Raw genomic sequence first — 16030 nt, forward strand, 5'->3', positions numbered from 1 at the left:
GCCTGCCGCTCAGTCCCAGGTGAGGCCCGAAGCCGACTGGTACTCGATGACTCGGGTCTCGAAGAAGTTCTTCTCTTTCTTGAGGTCCATCACCTCGGACATCCAGCCGAACGGGTTGCGGGACTCGCCGAAGATCGGCTGGAGGCCGATCTGTTCGGCGCGGCGGTCGGTGACGAAGTGCATGTACTGCTCGCACAGGTCGGCGGTCAGGCCGAGCATGCCGTGCGGCAGGGTGGCGCGGCCGTAGGCGACCTCCAGCTCGCAGGCTTCGGTGAGCATCTGGCGGACCTCGGCCTGGAACGCAGGAGTCCACAGGTGCGGGTTCTCCAGTTTGATCTGGTTGATGCAGTCGATGCCGAAGTTCAGGTGGATCGACTCGTCGCGCAGGATGTACTGGTACTGCTCGGCGATGCCGACCATCTTGTTGCGCCGGCCGAGCGAGAGGATCTGTGCGAACCCGGTGTAGAACCACATGCCTTCGAAGACCACGTAGAACGCGATCAGGTCGCGCAGGAAGTCGGTGTCGGCCTCCGGCGTACCGGTCCGGAAGTTGCCGTCCTCCAGGTGCCGGGTGTACTTCAGCGCCCAGGCGTCCTTGTCGGAGATCGACGGGACCTCGCGGTACATGTTGAACAGCTCGCCCTCGTCCAGGCCGAGCGAGGTGCAGATGTACTGGAAGGTGTGCGTGTGCACGGCCTCCTCGAACGCCTGGCGCAGCAGGTACTGCCGGCACTCGGGGTTGGTCAGCTGGCGGTAGACGGCGAGCACGATGTTGTTCGCGACCAGGGACTCGGCGGTGGCGAAGAAGCCGAGGTTGCGCTTGAGCATCAGGCGCTCGTCGTCGGTCAGGCCGTCTTTGGATTTCCAGAGCGCGATGTCGGCCTGCATCGAGACCTCGGTCGGCATCCAGTGGTTGTTGCAGGCGGCAAGGTACTTGTCCCAGGCCCACTGGTACTTCAGCGGGAGCAGTTGGTTGACGTCGGCGCGGGCGTTGATCATCGCCTTGTCGGCGACCTCGACGCGGCCGGCGCCGAGGGTGATGTCACCGAGTCCGGTGGAGGTGCTGGTCACTGGCAGGCCTCGCAGTCAGGGTCGTCGAGCTTGCAGACGGCAGGGGCTTCGAGCAGGGTGTCGTCCATCGGAACTTCGGAAGTGGGTTTCGGTGCAGATGCAACTGGTACCGCGTTCAAACGACCATCTGTTCCTTGCAGAGTCGACTTCTCGACGTGGGTGGCGGACTGGGAGCGCAGGTAGTACGTCGTCTTCAGCCCGTACCGCCAGGCCGAGCGGTACAGCTCGTCGAGTGCCTTGCCGGACGGCGCCGACATGTAGAGGTTGAGCGACTGCGCCTGGTCGATCCACTTCTGCCGCCGCGCCGCCGCCTTGACCAGCCAGAGCGGCTCGATCTCGAACGCGGTCGCGTACAGCTCGCGCAGGTCGGCCGGGATCCGCTCGATCCGGCTCAGCACGCCGTCGTGGTACTTCAGGTCCGAAACCATCACTTGGTCCCACAGCCCGCGCGCCTTCAGGTCGGCGACCAGGTACGGGTTCGCGACGGTGAACTCACCGGACATGTTCGACTTCACGAACAGGTTGCTGTACGTCGGCTCGATGGACTGGCTCACCCCGCAGATGTTGGAGATCGTCGCGGTCGGCGCGATCGCCAGCACGTTGGAGTTGCGCATGCCGTCCTGCAGCACCTTCGCGCGCAGCGCCTCCCAGTCGAGCGTCCGGCCGGTGTCGAGCTGGACGTCACCGTTGCGCGCCGTCCGCAGCAGCTCGAGCGAGTAGATCGGCAGCACGCCCTGGCTCCACAGCGATCCGTCGTACGACTCGTAGGTCCCGCGCTCGGCCGCGAGCTCGGTCGACGCCTCGATCGCGTGGTAGCTGATCGCCTCCGTCGAGACGTCGGCGAACGCGACGGCGGCGTCGGAGGCGTACGGGATGCGCAGCGCGAACAGCGCGTCGGCGAAGCCCATCAGGCCGAGGCCGACCGGGCGGTGCCGCTGGTTCGCGCGCTCCGACTCCGGCGTGGTGTAGAAGTTCACGTCGATCACGTTGTCGAGCATCCGGACCGCGGTCTTCACCGTGTCGCGCAGCAGTTCGGCGTCGAGACCGGTCTCGGTCAGGTGGGCGACCAGGTTGACCGAGCCGAGGTTGCAGACGGCGGTCTCGTCGACGGTCGTGTTCAGCGTGATCTCGGTGCACAGGTTGGACGAGTGCACCACGCCGTCGTGCTGCTGCGGGGACCGCAGGTTGCAGGCGTCCTTGAAGGTGATCCACGGGTGACCGGTCTCGAACAGCACGGTCAGCATCCGGCGCCACAAGTCGACGGCCTTCACTCGGCGGAACACCCGGATCTCGCCACGATCGGCGGCGGCCTCGTAGTCCTCGTACGCCGCCACGAAGGCCGCGCCGTACAGGTCGTGCAGCTCCGGCACCTCGTCGGGGGAGAACAGCGTCCACTCGCCACCGGCCTCGACCCGCTGCAGGAACAGGTCGGGCACCCAGTTCGCCGTGTTCATGTCATGGGTGCGCCGACGCTCGTCCCCGGTGTTCTTGCGCAGCTCCAGAAACTCCTCGATGTCCACGTGCCAGGTCTCGAGGTACGCACAGACCGCGCCCTTACGTTTCCCGCCGTTGTGAGCCAGCCCGGCGACGGTCATGTACGACTCGTCGACCTCCACTTCGAGGTCGTGAACGACTGGGACCGTCGCGGTACGCCGGACGTCGCGAACGCGGGAGAACACCATGCCCTGGTGGCTGATCCAGTTGTGCTTCCGGATCGGGGCGACGCCCACCAGCTCGGCGATCGAAGAGACGGCTGGAATTCGTAGGTCGAAGGTTTTGACCGGTTTGGTGAAGGTGATGACAGATCCGTCGGAGCGCCGGCCCTCGTGCGCCCCTTCACGGATCCGGTACTGACCTGCTGTCGGAACGCCCAAACGAAGCAACTGGTAGCGCAGGCCGACGGCGAGTCGCTGCGACGTGCTCGTGAAGTAGATCTCCTGGCCACGGGACACCCCACCGTCCGTCTCCAGCAAACCCCGGACGAGTGCGAGTGTCTGCGGACGCGGTAGGTGAGCGAACCGTCGAGAGATGTGCTTGTGGTGGAGTTCGTCGTACAGATCGTCGGAGGTGAACGGCAGGGTTGCCTCGCCCTGGCCGGTGATACGTCCCGTGATCGGGTCCCTGAGAGCCCCGCGTCCGGAGGCCCAGTGAATTTGGCGGTAGGTGTCCGCCCGCCCGGTTTCCCAGAAATGAATCTGCCGTGCGGTCAGGTACTCGCGAACGAACGACAGGTGTGTGTCACGCTGTGGGTTGCCGGACACACCCCACTGGCGGCCCTGTTTCGACAGATGGCCGTCGCCCAGCAGGATGCCGTACAGGCGGGCGTCCTCCTCGGTCAGCCCCGGGACCGGAACGACGTCCCGGGGGATCACCTGCCCTACGTAGTCACCCTTGCTGAGCATGCCGGCCTCGACCCACGTCGCCTGCACCTTCTTCTTGGCCAGCCAATCGATGGTGCGCTCATTGCTCTGCTCCATCGGAACGCCTTGGATCGCGTAGAAAGGATGGCCGGCGGTCACCACGAGCGGATCGATCGAGTGCTTGACGTCAAGCTCCACCATCGGATCGTTCTGGTCGTAGGTGAAAGTCTTGGTGACTTCGCGGTAGAAGCCGCTGGCGCCCAGTACCAGCTCTCCGACCGCGATTTCACTGATTGGCGTCGGTCCTGCTGCGGCGTACACCAGAGTCTGCGGAGCGAAGCATTGGTTCACTGCGACGGCGGTGTCGTTGGCGATCTTCAGGAAGGGGACGACGCCCTGGGACTCGCCGCTGGTGCCGCGGATCTTGGCGCCGATGCCGCGGACGGGGGTCCAGTCGTTGCCTAGGCCGCCGGAGTACTTGGCCAGGAGGGCGTTGTTGCGGATGCCGGTGAAGATGCCGGACAGGTCGTCCTGGACGGTGGTGAGGAAGCAGGACGACAGCTGCGGGCGGGTGGTGCCGGAGTTGAACAGCGTGGGCGTCGACGACATGAAGCGGAACGAGCTGAGCAGTTCGTAGAACTCCAGTGCGCGGGCCTCGCGGTCGTCCTCCTTGAGGGCCATGCCCATCGCGACGCGCAGGAAGAACGCCTGCGGCAGCTCGAAGCGGACCTTGTCGATGTGCAGCAGGTACCGGTCGTAGAGGGTCTGCAGGCCGAGGAACGCGAAGTCCAGGTCGCGCTCGGGCTTGATCGCCGCGGCCAGGCGGGCGAGGTCGAAGGTCGCCAGCTCGGGGTCGAGCAGGCCGGCCTCGATGCCGACGGAGACGTAGCGCGGGAAGTACTCGGCGTACGCCGTGCTCATGTCGGCCTGGGTCGCCTGCCGGGGTTGGCCGTGCACGCGACCGAGCGTCTCGCGGCGGATCTGGTCGAGCAGCAGGCGCGCGGCGGCCTGGCTGTACTGCGGCTCGGTCTCGACGTACGACCGGGCGGCCATCACCAGGGCGAGCTCGACCTCGTGCTGGGCGATGCCGTCGTAGCAGGAGCCGAGGGTCTCGTCGAGGATCTGCTCGGGGTCGACGGCGTCCAGGCCGGCGGCCGCCTCGGCGATGACGAGTCGGAGACGGTCGACGTCCAGTGGCGCTGTGCTGCCGTCGACGGCACGGACAGTGACGACCGGCCTCTCGGTGACACCGGCCGGGTCGGCCGGCGTACGGGCTTTGGTGCGCTCTTCGCGGTACAGGACGTAGGCGCGGGCGACCTGATGCTCTCCCGCGCGCATGAGGGCCAGCTCGACCTGGTCCTGGATGTCCTCGACCTGGACGCTGCGGCGTGAGTCGCCGCGGCTGGTCAGAGCCGTGACGACGCGGTCGGTCAGGTCGGACACCAGGTCGCGGACGCGGTGGCTGGTGCCGGCCTCGGCACCTTCGACGGCCAGGAAGGCCTTGCTCATCGCGACCGCGATCTTGGTCGGGTCGAACGTGGTGCTGGTGCCGTCGCGGCGGACGACGGTCAGCTGGGACGCCGACGCGTCGGGCAGGGGGCCCGGTGCGGTCGGCGACGAGGACGAAACGATGGTCACAAGCGCACTCTCCACGCGAGTTCCGGAGGACCAGGACCCGTGCGAGAGCGCGCGACGCAAGGCAGTACGGCGAGTACGACTGCCTTGACGTCCACCGACCCACCCACGAGGTCTCGGACCAACGCGTACCGGCGGTACGCGCACCGGTGGCAGGTACTCGGACTCGCGGACGACTTGTCCGCTCACCGTTGCGGGGCAGCTCCGGACTCGCACCGGATTCCCCTGTTGCCTCCACCCGGCCGCGCTTCGTCGCGTCGTCCGGGCAGAACCACCAGCACGCAGAACATTAGCGCCGGACCACGACATGTAGTGTCTCGACGCGCCGCGTGTCGCATATTTAGTGGTTTCAGGCGGCCAGCGCATGCAGATCCTGGAGCGTCATGATCTCCGAGCCATGGTGGATCAGCTCCCGGTTCAGCCGCAGGACGACGTGGCCGAACGGCTCCGCGGCGTCCAGCTCGGTGGCCTGGCTGAGGCCGACGGTCATCACCTGGTCCTCCTCCAGCCCGGCGATCGACTCCTGCCAGGCGTCGACCCAGTAGGTCAGCCAGGCGACCGCGTCCCGGGCGTTGCCGTGCAGCGTGATGTCGGTGCGGCCCTGGAGCTTCTCGCCGAAGGTCCACTCCCAGCGCTCGAAGAACGTCTCGGTCAGGTGGGCGATCAACCAGGCGATCGTCCGTGGCCCGCGATGGTCCGGTTCGTCCGGCCACTGCGCCACCCACTCACCCGACCCGAGCGAGCGGAACCGGCCGGCGTGCCGTCGCCGGACGACGGTCAGCGCCTCCGCGCTCGGTCGCCAGAAGTACTCGTCGTCGGTGAGTCTGGCCAGTCGCTGGGCGAGCACCATCCAGCTGAAACCGAGCTGGCCCCGCACCATCGCCATCGCCGACGGTCGCTCCAGGATGTCCCAGTCGAACGGTTCCGGCATCACAGATCCTCACGCTCCCCGATTCCCCGCGGTTTGTCCTTGCGTCGAACATGTGTTCGAATTGTGGTCGAGCGGACGCCGGAAAGTCAATCAGCACAGCGTGTCGGTGCTGGTGCTTCCGGTGGTCGAGTGCTATTGCGGGCGCGATCGGGGAGATGGTGCTGAGTGAGACCCAACCGTGATTACTCAGCGTGGCCGACGGGAGTAGAGTCACGCTGGGTGAGCAGAGCTGGGGGAACGCGCTCGGGACGTCCGGGCGCACAGCGGCTGCTCACGGGACTGCTTCCGAGGGGGAAACTCGTGTCGCCGGGTGAGCGGAAATGAGCCTGAGTGGGGATGCCTGGACCTGGGCCTGGAGAGACTGGGAGGACGAGGACCGGAGCAGGCGACAGAGGGAGAAGCCGGTGACGTTGGAGGCCGACGAGCTGGCGCGGGTGGCCGCGAACGAGGCGGACTGGGACGCGCGGGCTCCGCTGCACGCGGCGAGCGAGTTCTACGAGCGGCCGGCGGAGTTCTGGTTCGCCGACTACGAGTGGGACGACCTGGGGGAGCTGGGCGGACGTGATCTCGTGCACCTGCAGTGCCACCTGGGGACCGAGACGATCGCCTTTGCGCGCAAGGGCGCGAAGACCTTCGGGCTCGATCTGTCGGGGCGGTCGCTGGACGAGGCGCGGCGGCTGGCCGATGACGCCGGCGTCGGGATCGAGTACGTGCGGGCCAACGTGTACGACGCGGCGGAGGCGCTCGGGGGACGGCAGTTCGACGTCGTCTACACCGGGAAGGGCGCGCTCTGCTACCTGCCTGACCTGACGAAGTGGGCCGAGGTCGTCAGCGGTCTGCTCAAGCCTGGTGGGTTCGTCTACCTCGTCGAGTTCCATCCGCTGCTGAACGCACTGCGGCCGATGGGGTCGCCGGGGGAGTCGGACGAGCTGGTGCTGCGGCACGACTACCTGGAAGGGCGCGGCGCGATCGCGCACGAGTCGACCGTCACGTACACCGGCGACGAGGTGCCGGGCCGCAACACCAGCTACGAGTGGATGCACGGCCTGGGCGAGGTGGTCACCACGCTGTCGGCCGCGGGCTTGCGGATCGACAGCCTGCGCGAGTCCGAGGTGCTGCAGTGGCCGCGCTGGTCGTCGATGGTGCAGACCCCCGAGGGCTGGTGGCGCTTGCCGGACGAGGCGCCGCGGATCCCGTTGCTGTTCGCCCTGAAAGCCACTAAGCCGGTGTGATCCGGTCCTGCTCCGGAGTGAGCCGCAGAGTTGTGGCCGCGGCCGCCGGGGACACCATCTGCTCGATGGTCGAGGCGCCGTAGCGCGCGTACTTCGTGCGGTAGGCCGTGTCGACGTCCGCCCGCAGCTGCTGCGATCTGGAGCCTACGTCCTCGACGGAGACCTCGGACTGCAGGTCGGGAACGCGGATGCAGGCACGCTGGGAGTCGAGCACGTGAGCGAACCAGCCGGTGTTGCGGCGGTACCAGGTGCGGACGTACACCTGCTCGTCGACGCAGACGACCCAGATCGGCACCCAGCGTCGCAGGGTGCCGTCGGTGCGTCGGGCGGCGATCTGCAGTTCGTCGGCGGTGGTGAAGCGCCGGATCTCGTCCGGAGTCCAGGTCGCGCTCATGGGTCGAAGCTACTCGGCTCGGCGTCGGCGGGCTCGCCGTCACCAACGGGTGGTGCAGGCTCCGCCGAGAATCACCAGGTCGTAGATCTGCGGCGAACGATCCGCAGCCTGAGGGCTAGTTGGTCGGAGTGCTGAGGAGTTTGTCGCAGAGGGCGACGAGTTGTTCGCGAAGGGGTTTGGAGCGGGTGGCGAAGGAGCGTTGGGTGGCGGCGTACTCGGCTTTGCCGGCGGGGGTTTCGATGGGGACGGGGGAGTAGCCGAGGGGTGCGAGGTCGTACGGGGAGGCTCGCATGTCGAGGGTGCGGATGTCCTTGGCGAGCTCGAAGCAGGACAGCAGGAGGGTGCTGGGGGTGGAGGGGGCGAGTTTGGTGGCCCACTTGTAAAGGTCCATGTTGGCGTGCAGGCAGCCGCCTTGTTCCAGCTGGGGCTGGAGGTCGCGGGTCGGTTGCAGGGCATTGAGGGGACGGGCCGGTTCGGTGAAGAAGCGGAAGGCGTCGAAGTGGGAGCAGGCGATCTTGTGCGACTCGACGACCTGATCGGTGCCCTCGGCCCCTAGTCTCAGCGGCCACTTCTCGTGCCGGACCTCGCCGGGTTGCAGGCGGTAGACCATCGCCCACTCGTGCAGGCCGAAGCAGCCGAACTGGGGCTGGCGGTCGAGGGTCGCGGCCAGCAGGCGGCGGATCCAGGTGATGGAGTCCGTACGGCGTGCGATCTCGGCCGGGTCGAGGGACGCGGCGCCATCGGCGTACAGGTAGCCCTTGCGGCCTTCGTAGGTGGTGGCGCCGAGCAGGCTGACGCCGGGGCCGGGGTGCCAGATGCGGAGCTGGTTCGGGCGGGTGGAGTAGTAGGTGAAGAGGAAGTCCTCGACCGGATGGGCCTCACGGCGCTGACGACGCGCGAGGTGCCCGGCGACGAGTTCGTCGACCCGCGCCGCGTGGGCAGCGGCGAGTGGCTCCCATTCGGCGCGGGGAAGGTGCACCGGCTCTTCGGCGTGGGCAAGACGCACCGGCTCCGCGTCGGGGGCGGGGCGCGTGGTCGCGAGCTCGGGCTGCGTGGTCACAGCGCCAGGGAGTAGGCGTACAGGTGGACGCCAGGGCGAGGGGACCAGTCGCGGTCGGGGACCCGGGTGAAGCCGAGGCGCTCGTAGATGCGGTGCGCGGGCTTCATGTAGTCGGCGCTCGACAGGACCAGGTGGGTGAAGCCGAGCTCGCGGGAGCGGTCGATGCAGCGCTGGGTGAGCGCGGTGCCGACGCCCAGCCCGCGCGCCTTGGCCGAGACGCCGAGCATGCGGAATTCACCCTCGTGGGGTTGGCCGATCTCGCCGTAGAACGAGCCCGGGACGCAGTACGTGACCGTGCCGAGCAGATCCGTACCGTCGGTGGCGACCCAGAGCTCGGCGCGTTCGGCGCGGTCGGCAGCGGCGCGCAGGGTGTCGCCGTAGTCGGAACCGGCCGGGATGAAACCGTCGTTCGCGTACGACTCGACGGTCAGCTCGCCGACGGCGGCATACTCCGCGGGCTCGGCCAGGCGGATCGTGAACGGGGCTGGGTCGGTGGTCACCGGACCACTGTCTCATCCGCGCCGCCCACCCGGAGAAGAGAGGAGACCCGCCCGGGAAAGAGAGGAGACGGGGACAGGATCGGAGGGCTGGATCGGTACGGCGGTAGGCTCGGGCCGTTCATTCCCTCGACTGAAGGCCAGCCGTGCGTATCGCCAGATTCTCCGTCGACGACGAACCGAAGTACGGGCTTGTCGAGACCGACGACCCCGAAGGTCTCGTCGGCACCGTCGCCGTACTCGACTCGGACCCGCTGTACCGCCCGGTCCAGCTCACCGGCGAGGTGCTGCAGCTGGCCGACGTCCGGCTGCTGGCCCCGGTGATCCCGCGCAGCAAGGTGGTCTGCGTCGGGCGCAACTACGCCGACCACGCCGCCGAGCTGGGCAACGACGTCCCGGCCGAGCCGATGATCTTCCTCAAGCCGAACACCTCGGTGATCGGTCCGCGCGACGGCATCGTCTACCCCGAGCAGACCAACAACCTGCACTTCGAGGGCGAGCTGGCGATCGTGATCGGCCGGATCTGCCGCGACCTGCCCCGCGAACGGGCCGAAGAGGTGATCTTCGGGTACACGATCGCGAACGACGTGACCGCGCGCGACCTGCAGAAGAGCGACGGCCAGTGGGCCCGGGCCAAGGGCTACGACACGTTCTGCCCGCTCGGTCCCTGGATCCAGACCGACCTGGACGTCTCCGACGTCCGGGTCAGCACGGAGCTGAACGGCGAGCCGAAGCAGGACGGCCGGACCTCGCAGTTCATCTTCGACATCCCGGAGGTGCTGGCCTACATCACCTCCTTCACCACGCTGCTGCCCGGCGACGTGGTGCTCACCGGGACCCCCGCGGGTGTCGGTCCGATGCTGCCCGGCGACGAGGTCGCGGTGAGCGTCGAAGGACTCGGAACTCTGACGAACAAGGTGATCGTGCGTGACTGACAGGCCTGCCCCGACTGACGACGACGTCCTCGGTGGCCTCGAACCGAGCCAGGTCCGCCTCCGGTTCGCCCCCTCGCCGACCGGTCTCCTGACCGTCGGCAACATCCGCACCGCCTTGTTCGCCTGGGCCTTCGCCCGCCACTACGGCGGCAAGCTGGTCCTGCGGATCGAGGACACCGACGCGGCCCGCAACACCCCCGAGGCGCTGCAGTACACGCTGGACTCGCTGCGCTGGCTGGGCATCGGCTGGGACGAGGGCCCCGAGGTCGGCGGCGACTACGGCCCGTACAAGCAGACCGAGCGGATGGACATCTACGCCGACGTCGTGGCCAAGCTGCTGCAGGCCGGCAAGGCGTACCACTGCTACTGCTCGCAGGAGGAGCTCGACCAGCGCCGCGAGGCGGCCCGCCAGGCCGGCCAGCACAGCGGGTACGACGGCCACTGCCGCACGCTGACCGAGGAGCAGGTCAAGGCGTACGTCGACGAGGGCCGGCGTCCGGTCGTCCGGCTGCGGATGCCGGACCGGCCGATCACCTTCACCGACCTGGTCCGCGGCGAGATCACCTTCCTGCCCGAGAACCTCGGCGACTACGTCCTGGTCCGGGCCAACGGGTTCCCGCTGTACCCGCTGGTGAACCCGGTCGACGACGCGCTGATGGAGATCACCCACGTCCTGCGTGGCGAGGACCTGCTGCCGTCGACGCCGCGGCAGATCGCGCTGTACGAGGCGCTGGCCGAGATCGGTGTCGGCGCGGGCCGGACGCCGCGGTTCGGGCATCTGCCGTTCGTGATGGGCGAGGGCAACAAGAAGCTGTCCAAGCGCGACCCGGGCGCGGGTCTGGGCGAGTACATGGAGCGCGGCTTCCTGCCCGAGGGCCTGCTGAACTACCTGGCCCTGCTCGGCTGGTCGATCGCCGAGGACCGCGACGTGTTCACGATGGCCGAGATGATCGAGGCCTTCGACATCCGCAAGGTGAACTCGAACGCGGCCCGGTTCGACCCGAAGAAGTGCGAGGCGATCAACGCCTCCCACATGCGGCTGCTCGAGCCGGCCGAGTTCGGCCGCCGGGTGGTGCCGTTCCTGGCCAAGGCGGGCGTGCTGCCGGCCGAGCCGACCGAGGAGCAGCAGCAACTGCTGACCGCCGCCGTACCGCTGGTGCAGGAGCGGATGAACACGCTGTCGGAGTCGGTCGACATGCTCGGCTTCCTGTTCGTCCCCGACGAAGCGTTCACGGTCGACCCCGACGCGGCGGCCAAGGTGCTGAGCGGTGACGCGGGGGCCGTTCTCGAGGCGTCGGTGAAGGCGCTGTCGGACCTGTCCGACTGGACCACCGAGGCGATCGAGGCCGCGCTGCGCGCCTCGCTGATCGACGGCCTCGGGCTCAAGCCGAAGAACGCGTTCGGCCCGGTCCGGGTCGCGATCTCCGGCCGCCGGATCTCGCCGCCGCTGTTCGAGTCGCTCGAGCTGCTCGGTCGCGACCGGTCGCTGCACCGGCTCGAGCACGCCCGCACGCTGCTTCCGGCGGAGTGAGCATGCCGTACGACGCGACGCCGCGTCCCGGGTCCACCGTGGACCCCCGGGATGCGGGGCCGCAGCCGTACCACCGGCTGCTGCGCAACCCGGCCACGGCCGGCTGGACCGTGGTGCTCGGAGCGTTCGCCGTACTGGCCGGGTGGATGTTCCTCAGCCTGGTCATCCAGGTGATCGCGTTCGGGATCCGCAAGGACCCCGAGGGGACGATCTCCTGGTTCGGGCTGCTGACGACCAACCTGACGCTGATCGTGCTGATCCCGTTGGCGATGGTCGTCGCGACCCGGCTGAACCAGCAGACCCCGGGGCTGCTGTCGTCGGTCGTGGGCCGGATCCGGTGGCGGCCGATGCTGTGGTTCGGGCTGGCCGCCGTCGTGGTCGAGCTGGTGATGCTCGGCGTGATCAAGGTCGGCGGGATCGAGCTGCTCTCCGGCGGTGGCAAGGGTGCAGCCTCGGACGCGGCCGGGGTGATCGCGGTCGTACTGCTCACGTCGTCGCTGCAGGCGGCGGGGGAGGAGTACTTTTTCCGCGGTTACCTGCTGCAGGCGGTCGGCGCGTTCGTGCGCAGCTCGGTGGTCGCGGTGGTGGTCACGACCGTGCTGTTCACGATGGCGCACGGGGTGTGGCCGTGGGAGAGCCCGGCGCTGTTCCTGGACCGCTTCGCGTTCGGGCTGGTCGCCGGCTTCCTCGCCGTACGGACCGGTGGGCTGGAGGCGTCGATCGCGGCGCACGCGGCGAACAACGTGGTGACGTTCATCTACGCCGCGTTGACGAACAGCGTCAGCGCCAGCCTGAACGCTTCGGACGCGGGCTGGGGGCTGGTGGCGGTGGACGTGTCGAAGTTCGTCCTGTTCGGCGCTGTGGCCGTGCTGCTGGCGCGCAAGCAGCACCTGGCGACGACGTGCGACCTGCCGCTGGTGCACGCGCCGGTGGTGGGTGGACCGGGCCGGAGACTGGTGTGACACGAGTGACATCTGGTTCAGCGGGGACTCGTTTTGGTGTCTGGGCCCGGACTTCGGTATGCTCTCTGAGCCGGGTGATGAGGGCGGAAACGAACTCAGGAAACCGGTGAAATGCCTTTGGGGTATGGGGTAATTGGCAGCCCGTCTGATTCTGGTTCAGTTAGTCTAGGTTCGAGTCCTAGTACCCCAGCGAGCGATTGGACCCGGCCGATGAAAATCGGTAGAGTCCTTCCTCGTTGCCAGGTCCGCAAGGACCATGCAACAACCCTCTGGCCCCGTTGTGTAGCGGCCTAGCACGCCGCCCTCTCAAGGCGGTAGCGCGGGTTCGAATCCCGTCGGGGCTACCAGAGAAACAGCGCCTCTCACCTCCGGGTGAGAGGCGCTTCTGGTTTCTGGACTCAGGCTTGAGGCGCGGCGGGACCCGGCGGCATCAGAGGTGTCGAGTGGCCGGTGAGTTCCCGGCGTACGGCGAGACCGCCCATCACGAAGACGGCTCCCCAGAGCAGCGCGGCGATCCCCAGCCAGGTCGCGATGGTGACCGCTCCCGCGCCGGGGTTGGCGGCGAACAGGATTCCGATCAGGATCGACAGGGCGGCGCTGAGCAGCAACAACCAGCGCGGAGTGGACGACGTGCTGCCGAAGGCGCCGATCGCCTCGAACACGCCGCGGACGATCAGCCAGATGCCGAGGATCCAGGTCAGGGTCACCGCGGTCATCGCCGGGCTGAAGATCGCGAAGAAGGCCGCCACCAATGCGATCACGCCCATCACGATCAGCCAGAGCCTGCTGCCACGCGACTCCGGCTGGAACGCCTGCACCAGCGAGCCGATGCCGTCCATCAAGGCCCAGAAGCCCCACAGCAACGCCAGCGCGATCGCGGTCGACAGTGGCCAGACGACGGCCAGGATCCCGAACACGATGCCGATCGCGCCGCGCACGACGAGCATCTTCCATCCCACCGACAGCCAGTCGCCCACCGCTGCTGGTCCAGGCATCCGCCGACCTCCACGGGCCGGCCCGGACGGGCCGCAACCCGCTTTCATCGTGATCCTGACCGCCGTACGCGACAAGACGTCGACGGGGAGTTGTGGTGGAGCCGCAAGAAAAGCAGAAGGCCCGACCGCGGGGGTGTGCGGTCAGGCCTTCCGTCGTACAGGACTACTCGGACGCGCGGCGCAGGGCTTCGGAGAGGCGCTCGGCGGCGGCCATGACGGCGGGGGCGTGCATGCGGCCGGGCTGGCGGGAGAGGCGCTCGATCGGGCCGGAGACCGAGACCGCGGCGATCACCTTGCCGGAAGGGGAGCGGACCGGGGCCGAGACCGAGGCGACGCCCTGCTCGCGCTCGCCGACCGAGTGCGCCCAGCCACGACGCCGTACGCCGGCCAGGGCGGCCGCGTTGAAGGTCGCGTTGTGGAGTCCGCGGTGCATGCGCTCCGGGTCCTCCCAGGCCAGCAGTATTTGAGCGGCCGACCCGGCCGCCATGGTCAACTGGCTGCCGACCGGGACGGTGTCGCGCAGACCGGACGGACGCTCGGCGGCCGCGACGCACACCCTGTACTCACCCTGGCGGCGGAACAGCTGCGCCGACTCACCGGTGATGTCACGCAGGCGGGCCAGGACCGGACCGGCGGTGGCCAGCAGGCGGTCCTCGCCGGCGGCGGAGGCGAGCTCGCTCAGGCGCGGCCCGAGCACGAAGCGGCCCTGCATGTCGCGTCCCACCAGCCGGTGGTGCTCGAGCGCGACGGCGAGCCGGTGCGCCGTCGGGCGGGCCAGCCCCGTCGCCGCCACGAGCCCGGCCAGGGTCGCCGGTCCGGACTCGAGTGCGGACAGAACGAGAGCTGCTTTGTCGAGAACGCCGACTCCGCTAGAGTTGTCCATGAGACGATATTGCCGTCTCGAATCGTGGAACGCAAGTCGCTTGTACGCCCCAGTTCGGCGCACTGTGAGCGAGAGCGCACCTCAGTACACCACCCGAAGGAGAAGTCTGATGGGCAGGACGTTGTCGGAAAAGGTCTGGGACGCACATGTCGTGCGTCACGCCGACGGGGAACCCGACCTCCTCTACATCGACCTCCACCTCGTCCACGAGGTGACCAGCCCGCAGGCCTTCGACGGTCTGCGGCTGGCCGACCGGAAGGTCCGGCGTCCGGATCTGACGATCGCGACCGAGGACCACAACGTCCCGACGTACGACGTCGACAAGCCGATCGCCGACCCGGTCTCGCGGACGCAGGTGGACACGCTGCGCAAGAACGCCGCGGAGTTCGGCATCCGGATCCACACCCTCGGTGACCCCGACCAGGGCGTCGTGCACGTGATCGGCCCGCAGCTCGGGCTGACCCAGCCGGGCATGACGGTGGTCTGCGGCGACAGCCACACCTCGACCCACGGCGCGTTCGGCGCGATCGCGTTCGGGATCGGCACCAGCGAGGTCGAGCACGTGCTCGCCACCCAGACGCTGATGCAGGCCCGGCCCAAGACGATGGCGGTCACCGTCGACGGCGTTCTGCCGGACGGTGTTTCCGCCAAGGACCTGGTGCTCGCGCTGATCGCGCAGGTCGGCACCGGCGGCGGCCAGGGCTACATCGTGGAGTACCGCGGTGAGGCGATCCGCGCGCTCTCGATGGAAGCGCGGATGACGATCTGCAACATGTCGATCGAGTGGGGCGCCAAGGCCGGCATGATCGCGCCGGACGAGACGACGTTCGCGTACCTGCAGGACAAGCCGCACGCCCCGCAGGGTGCGGACTGGGAAGCCGCGGTCGAGTACTGGAAGAGCCTGGCGACCGACGAGGACGCGACGTTCGACCGTGAGGTCGTGCTGCGCGCCGAGGACATCGCGCCGTTCGTCACCTGGGGCACCAACCCCGGTCAGGGTCTGCCGCTGTCGGCCAACGTGCCGTCGCCGTCGGACTTCGAGACCGAGAACGACCGGATCGCGGCCGAGCGGGCGCTGGAGTACATGGGCCTGACCGCCGGTACGCCGCTGCGCGAGATCAAGGTCGACACCGTGTTCCTCGGCTCCTGCACGAACGGGCGGATCGAGGACCTGCGCGCCGCGGCCGGCGTACTGGCCGGGCGGAAGGTTGCCGACGGCACCCGGATGCTCGTCGTACCGGGCTCCGGCCGGGTCCGGCTGCAGGCCGAGGCCGAGGGTCTGGACGTCATCTTCAAGGACGCCGGGGCCGAGTGGCGTGGGGCGGGGTGCTCGATGTGCCTCGGCATGAACCCGGACCAGCTGGCGCCGGGCGAGCGCAGCGCGTCGACCTCGAACCGCAACTTCGAGGGCCGGCAGGGCAAGGGCGGGCGCACGCACCTGGTGTCGCCGCTCGTCGCCGCCGCCACCGCCGTCACCGGAACCCTGGCCGCGCCGACCGACCTGCCGCCGGTCGAGGTCACCGTACCCGAGAACGTCTGAGGAC

Annotated in this window: 13 protein-coding genes, 2 tRNA genes and 1 riboswitch; of the genes, 7 read left to right on the forward strand and 8 right to left on the reverse strand. The window is 68.5% G+C overall.

Translation table 11 applies throughout. From position 1 onward, the window contains the following. Positions 1-9: 9 nt before the first annotated feature. The 3 genes from ABD235_RS38770 to ABD235_RS38780 form a co-directional block, all read right to left on the reverse strand. The gene (locus ABD235_RS38770; RefSeq protein WP_344183522.1) at positions 10-1071 is read right to left on the reverse strand and encodes a ribonucleotide-diphosphate reductase subunit beta; all 1062 of its coding nucleotides are present in this window, start codon (positions 1069-1071) and stop codon (positions 10-12) included. Then, positions 1068-5069: a ribonucleoside-diphosphate reductase subunit alpha gene (locus ABD235_RS38775; protein WP_344183524.1), complete on the reverse strand. Its 4002-nt coding sequence runs from the start codon at positions 5067-5069 to the stop codon at positions 1068-1070. The genes ABD235_RS38770 and ABD235_RS38775 overlap by 4 nt, the downstream gene beginning before the upstream one ends. A gap of 131 nt (positions 5070-5200) precedes the next feature. Then, positions 5201-5357: riboswitch (cobalamin riboswitch) on the reverse strand. Between the two features lie 58 nt (positions 5358-5415). After that, positions 5416-5997, reverse strand: coding sequence for a DinB family protein (locus ABD235_RS38780; protein WP_344183526.1), 582 nt, complete (start codon positions 5995-5997; stop codon positions 5416-5418). A 404-nt stretch (positions 5998-6401) separates the two neighbouring features. Here ABD235_RS38780 and ABD235_RS38785 point away from each other — a divergent pair, with 404 nt between their 5' ends. After that, the gene (locus tag ABD235_RS38785; RefSeq protein ID WP_344183528.1) at positions 6402-7229 is read left to right on the forward strand and encodes a class I SAM-dependent methyltransferase; all 828 of its coding nucleotides are present in this window, start codon (positions 6402-6404) and stop codon (positions 7227-7229) included. Here the strand turns inward: ABD235_RS38785 and ABD235_RS38790 are convergent. The 3 genes from ABD235_RS38790 to ABD235_RS38800 all read right to left on the reverse strand — a co-directional run bounded on the left by ABD235_RS38790 (position 7216) and on the right by ABD235_RS38800 (position 9183). Further along, positions 7216-7623, reverse strand: coding sequence for a DUF2255 family protein (locus ABD235_RS38790; protein ID WP_344183530.1), 408 nt, complete (start codon positions 7621-7623; stop codon positions 7216-7218). The two genes, ABD235_RS38785 and ABD235_RS38790, sit on opposite strands and share 14 nt — an antisense overlap. 115 nt (positions 7624-7738) lie before the next feature. After that, positions 7739-8683, reverse strand: coding sequence for a 3-methyladenine DNA glycosylase (locus tag ABD235_RS38795; protein ID WP_344183532.1), 945 nt, complete (start codon positions 8681-8683; stop codon positions 7739-7741). Continuing rightward, positions 8680-9183, reverse strand: coding sequence for a GNAT family N-acetyltransferase (locus ABD235_RS38800; RefSeq protein ID WP_344183534.1), 504 nt, complete (start codon positions 9181-9183; stop codon positions 8680-8682). Before ABD235_RS38800 ends, ABD235_RS38795 begins: the two co-directional genes overlap by 4 nt. 143 nt (positions 9184-9326) lie before the next feature. Here ABD235_RS38800 and ABD235_RS38805 point away from each other — a divergent pair, with 143 nt between their 5' ends. From ABD235_RS38805 to ABD235_RS38825, 5 genes are all read left to right on the forward strand, one after another. Then, the gene (locus tag ABD235_RS38805) at positions 9327-10115 is read left to right on the forward strand and encodes a fumarylacetoacetate hydrolase family protein (protein WP_344183536.1); all 789 of its coding nucleotides are present in this window, start codon (positions 9327-9329) and stop codon (positions 10113-10115) included. Then, the gene (gene gltX / locus ABD235_RS38810; RefSeq protein WP_344183538.1) at positions 10108-11646 is read left to right on the forward strand and encodes a glutamate--tRNA ligase; all 1539 of its coding nucleotides are present in this window, start codon (positions 10108-10110) and stop codon (positions 11644-11646) included. The genes ABD235_RS38805 and gltX overlap by 8 nt, the downstream gene beginning before the upstream one ends. A 2-nt stretch (positions 11647-11648) precedes the next feature. Further along, the gene (locus ABD235_RS38815) at positions 11649-12608 is read left to right on the forward strand and encodes a CPBP family intramembrane glutamic endopeptidase (RefSeq protein ID WP_344183540.1); all 960 of its coding nucleotides are present in this window, start codon (positions 11649-11651) and stop codon (positions 12606-12608) included. A 118-nt stretch (positions 12609-12726) separates the two neighbouring features. Next, positions 12727-12798 (forward strand) — tRNA-Gln (locus tag ABD235_RS38820). Between the two features lie 81 nt (positions 12799-12879). Further along, positions 12880-12955: transfer RNA gene (locus tag ABD235_RS38825), tRNA-Glu, on the forward strand. A 51-nt stretch (positions 12956-13006) separates the two neighbouring features. Here ABD235_RS38825 and ABD235_RS38830 read toward each other — a convergent pair. Both ABD235_RS38830 and ABD235_RS38835 read right to left on the reverse strand, forming a co-directional pair. Continuing rightward, a complete protein-coding gene (locus ABD235_RS38830) occupies positions 13007-13603 on the reverse strand; it encodes an HdeD family acid-resistance protein (protein WP_344183542.1) in 597 nt (198 codons plus the stop codon). Positions 13604-13766: 163 nt separating this feature from the next. Continuing rightward, positions 13767-14486, reverse strand: a complete 720-nt coding sequence (locus tag ABD235_RS38835) for an IclR family transcriptional regulator (RefSeq protein WP_012922430.1) — start codon at positions 14484-14486, stop codon at positions 13767-13769. 109 nt (positions 14487-14595) lie between these two features. On the opposite strand from ABD235_RS38835, the gene leuC reads away from it, so the two are divergent. After that, entirely contained in the window at positions 14596-16026 is a 1431-nt protein-coding gene (gene leuC, locus ABD235_RS38840) for a 3-isopropylmalate dehydratase large subunit (RefSeq protein WP_344183544.1), read from the forward strand. Positions 16027-16030: the final 4 nt, after the last annotated feature.

It is taken from the genome of Kribbella lupini, assembly GCF_039529595.1.
GTDB lineage: Bacteria > Actinomycetota > Actinomycetes > Propionibacteriales > Kribbellaceae > Kribbella > Kribbella lupini.